This is a genomic window from Catenulispora pinistramenti (assembly GCF_018274385.1).
Classification (GTDB): Bacteria; Actinomycetota; Actinomycetes; order Streptomycetales; family Catenulisporaceae; genus Catenulispora; species Catenulispora pinistramenti.
The window spans coordinates 1-3523 of sequence record NZ_JAAFYZ010000420.1 but is presented as its reverse complement, the minus strand read 5'-3'; the positions used below and the strand labels follow the sequence as shown (position 1 = coordinate 3523).

4 protein-coding genes are annotated in these 3523 nt (G+C 69.5%); all 4 read left to right on the top strand.

Annotated elements, in window-relative coordinates:
* The first annotated feature begins 162 nt into the window (after positions 1-162).
* Complete coding sequence (locus KGQ19_RS48030; protein WP_212022249.1) at positions 163-1101, top strand: WXG100 family type VII secretion target; 939 nt, start codon at positions 163-165, stop codon at positions 1099-1101.
* A gap of 115 nt (positions 1102-1216) precedes the next feature.
* Positions 1217-1753 carry a hypothetical protein gene (locus tag KGQ19_RS48025; RefSeq protein ID WP_212022247.1) on the top strand — a complete coding sequence of 179 codons (537 nt, stop codon included), beginning with the start codon at positions 1217-1219 and terminating at the stop codon, positions 1751-1753.
* Between the two features lie 46 nt (positions 1754-1799).
* A complete protein-coding gene (locus KGQ19_RS48020) occupies positions 1800-2681 on the top strand; it encodes an aldo/keto reductase (RefSeq protein WP_212022245.1) in 882 nt (293 codons plus the stop codon).
* Positions 2682-3317: 636 nt separating this feature from the next.
* Positions 3318-3523, top strand: a 206-nt coding sequence (locus tag KGQ19_RS48015) for a hypothetical protein (RefSeq protein ID WP_212022243.1), incomplete at its 3' end; no start/stop codon positions are given.

The window sequence follows — 3523 nt, the reverse complement described above, 5'->3', positions numbered from 1 at the left end:
GGATTGGGGGCGGCGGAGTGGGTGACGGGGATGCCAGGCGCGGCTGGGACCGGGAGCGGAGTCGGGCAAACCTGGGCAGCCGAGCAGCCGGCGGGGGTGCCGGGCACAGCTGGGACCGCGAGTGGAGTCGGGCAGCCTTGGGCAGCCGAGGAGTCGCCCGGGGTGACCAGCTTGGCGGCTGAAGTCGGGCGCGCTTGGGGAACCGAGGCGGTGCCGGGGGTGCCGCTGGGAGTCGGCTATGCGTGGGTGAGCGAAGAGCCGCAGGGTTTTGAGGTGGGGCTGGCTCCGGTGCATCGGGCTGCTGCTGGCGGGTTGGAGGGCGTGCTGGCGTCCGGCGTCGAATGGGCGTTGCGGGAGGTGGGGCTGATTGCCGTGCTGGAGCGGGTGACCGGGGATGGCGAGGCCCTGCACGCTGCGGCGGTGGCATGGCTGGAGCAGGCGGTGGCTGTGCGTCGGATATCCGGGCGGGTGCGGCGCGGCGGGGTTCCGGTCCGTGGGAGCTGGGGCGGGGAGGCGTCGGCGGCGTTCGGCGTGACGATGGGCGAGTTTCTCGCCTCGCTGGACCGGATCGCGGCCGGGATGGCGGCGACCGCGCAGGTCCTCGGCCGAGCCGGGGTCGCTGCGGGTGCGGCGCAGGACGCTGTGACCGGCATAGTCACCGACGCTGCGGCGTGGGCGGCGGCCGAGCTGGCGGCGACCGCGGTGGCCGATGTGCTCACCTTCGGGCTGGCCACGATCGGGGGTGCGCTGGCCGAGTCGGCGACGCTCGCGGTGTTCGCGGCCCGCGCCGAGCGGATATCGGCGGAGTTGGCTGCGGTGTTGGGGCAGTTGGCGGCTGAACTCGGCGAGTTGAAGGCGGCGCGGGACGTGATCGGGTCAGCGCGTGGGCTCAACGCCCTGCGGGCTCTTCGTGAGGCGCGAGGCACGATGAACTCGCTGCGAGGCGTCGGCAGCGTCCATCGCGCGGCAGAGCGTGGCGTCGACTCGGCGCTCGGGCAGGTGAGCGGGCTGCCGCTGGACGCGGACGGGCCGAAGAGCCTGGGATCCCAAGTCAGGCACACGATCTCGGATGAGATGTCCAGATGGGGCGCGTCCAGATGAGGTGGTCAGATCAGGTGTCCAGATGAGGTGGGGGCGCTTGACATATCAGAGCAAGTACTAGACGCTGCTCGTCAAGTAGCCGTGTATCTGCTCTGACCCAACCGGGGAGCCCCACATGCCGAAAACCTGGCGCGCCGCCCACGAAGAGCTGGCGCGAGATCTGAGCCGTCTGGTCGAGGCCCGCGTCCTGGGGCCGGTCGACGTCCTGTTCGGGCTCGACCAGGGCCTACGGCGGCGCGCCTTCGAGGCCGTGCTGGTCTGGACCGAGGAACTGCTGGGCCCGGACGACGACACCGCCCGGATGACCGCCATCCGCCTGATCAGTACCCTGTTTCCCTCGGACGAGCCCTTCGATCCGCCCTCGGCCTGGTGGACCACGCCCTTCGGCCGGGCCGTCCTGCTCCGGGCCGGGCACCCGACCGCCGAGGTGGTGTCGTTCACGGTCGCCGCGGCGATGCTCGGGATCACCCGGCAGGGGGTGCACGACCTCGCCCGGCGCGGGAAGGTGCAGGCGCACCCGGATGGCGGCGTGACCGTCGATTCCGTGCAGGCCCGCTTGAAGGAGCGGCTGCTCAGCGAGGCTGAGACAAGCGCTGGGGGTTCCGGGAGCGCTGGAAGTTCCGGCGGCGCGGGGAGCGGCGAGACCAGCTGATCGAGCACTGAATCGAGCACTGAATCGAGCACTGAAAGGAGCCACCATGCAAACCCTCACCCCGACCAACACCCCCGGCCTGACCCTCACCCGCCTCGGCTACGGTGCCATGCAGCTCCCCGGCCCCGGCGTCTGGGGCCCGCCCGCCGACCGCCCCTACGCGCTGGCCATCGTTCGACGCGCCGCGGACGCCGGCGTCACGCACTTCGACACGAGCGCCGCGTACGGCCCCGATGTCGCCAACGCTCTGCTGCGCGAGGCACTGTCGCCGTATCCGGCCGGGCTCACCATCGCCACCAAGGTCGGTGTGGACCGCGCGCCCGACGGCGCCTTCCTGGCTGCCGCATCGCCGGACCAGCTGACCGCGCAGGTCCAACAGAACCTTGCGACACTCGGCGTCGATCAGCTCCCGCTCGTCTACCTCCGCGTCGGCGGCGACGGCCTGCTGCCGCCCGGCCCGACGCCGTTCGCCGACTCCTACGCCGCCCTGGCCGATCTCCGCGCGGCGGGCCTGATCAGCCACCTCGGGTTGTCCGGCTGCACCGTCGCGCAGCTCAAGGCGGCGGAAGCGATAGCCCCGGTCGTGGCCGTACAGAACCGCTTCTTCCTGTTCGACCGCAGCAGCGCGGATGTGCTCGGCGAGTGTGAGCAACGGGGCATCGCGTTCGTGCCCTACTTCCCACTCGCGGCCGGCATGGAGTTGCCACACGCCGCTCAGCGCGCCGCGTTGCAGGCCGTCGCCGATCGCCACGGCGCCTCGCGCGCGCAAGTCACCATCGCCTGGCTGCTCGCGCACTCCCCCGCGATCCTGGCCATTCCCGGAACCAAGAATCCGGCGCATCTGGAAGAGAATCTGGCCGCCGCGGACCTGGCGCTTGACGGCGCCGAGGTGACTGCGCTTGATGGCATCAGTGTTCTGATTGATTAGGGGCTGTGTTGATTGGGGTTCGGGTCTTTTTGGGGGGCTGGAGTTTGCGGGCCGGGTTGCGGTTTGGTTGTAGTTGTAAAGCTTTTTACGGCCTTCGGTCATGGTTGTGCCGGTTCGGGGTTCGGGGTGGTGGGTGTGCTTGTCGGCTGCCGGTTTTCGCGTTCACAACCCCGCCGCACCTCAGGCCTCTTCAACTCCAGCAAGTCAGAGCAAGGGCAAGATCAACGGCACAGGCCAGATCAAGAGCAAGAGCCACAAGCAAGATCAAGAGCCACAGTCAAGGTCAAGGTCAAGAGCTGTGATGAAGGGCCGGGCCTCCGGCGGGCCTCGGCAACCTCAGGGAAACTAGCGCGGTTCCCTAGGGTGGCTGGGTGAGTCTCAGCGGCTGCGGTTTGTGGGGGTGGTGCGGTCCGTTCCCCTCGGTCGCGTCGTCAGCCCGGGGGGTACAGCACCGGTGTCCGGGGGTAAAGTCCGCGCACTTGCGGTCATGCGTGTGAGCTGCGGTTTCGCACAGCGCGAACTTGACCCCCGGCCACCGGCACTGTAGGCGAAGCCCTGCCGACGCGACCGAGGGGAACGAACCGAAAACCAGCCGGAGAAATACAAAACGCAGGGTCCGAGGACACCGGTTGGTTGATGCAGCTGCCGGTGAGGGCGTGGCGGCGGGCCGGTGATCAGTTGGTCGAGAACATGCCCGGGTGCGGTGCGGGACACTGCGCCCACAACAACCAACCGCCAGTTGCTGATATCCCGGCAGGCCTTGCTGCCCGCAGCATCGGCGTTGGCGGCCAGGTCAATCCGCTATCCGCCGGTGTCCATCTTGATAGTCGAGCCGATCCGGC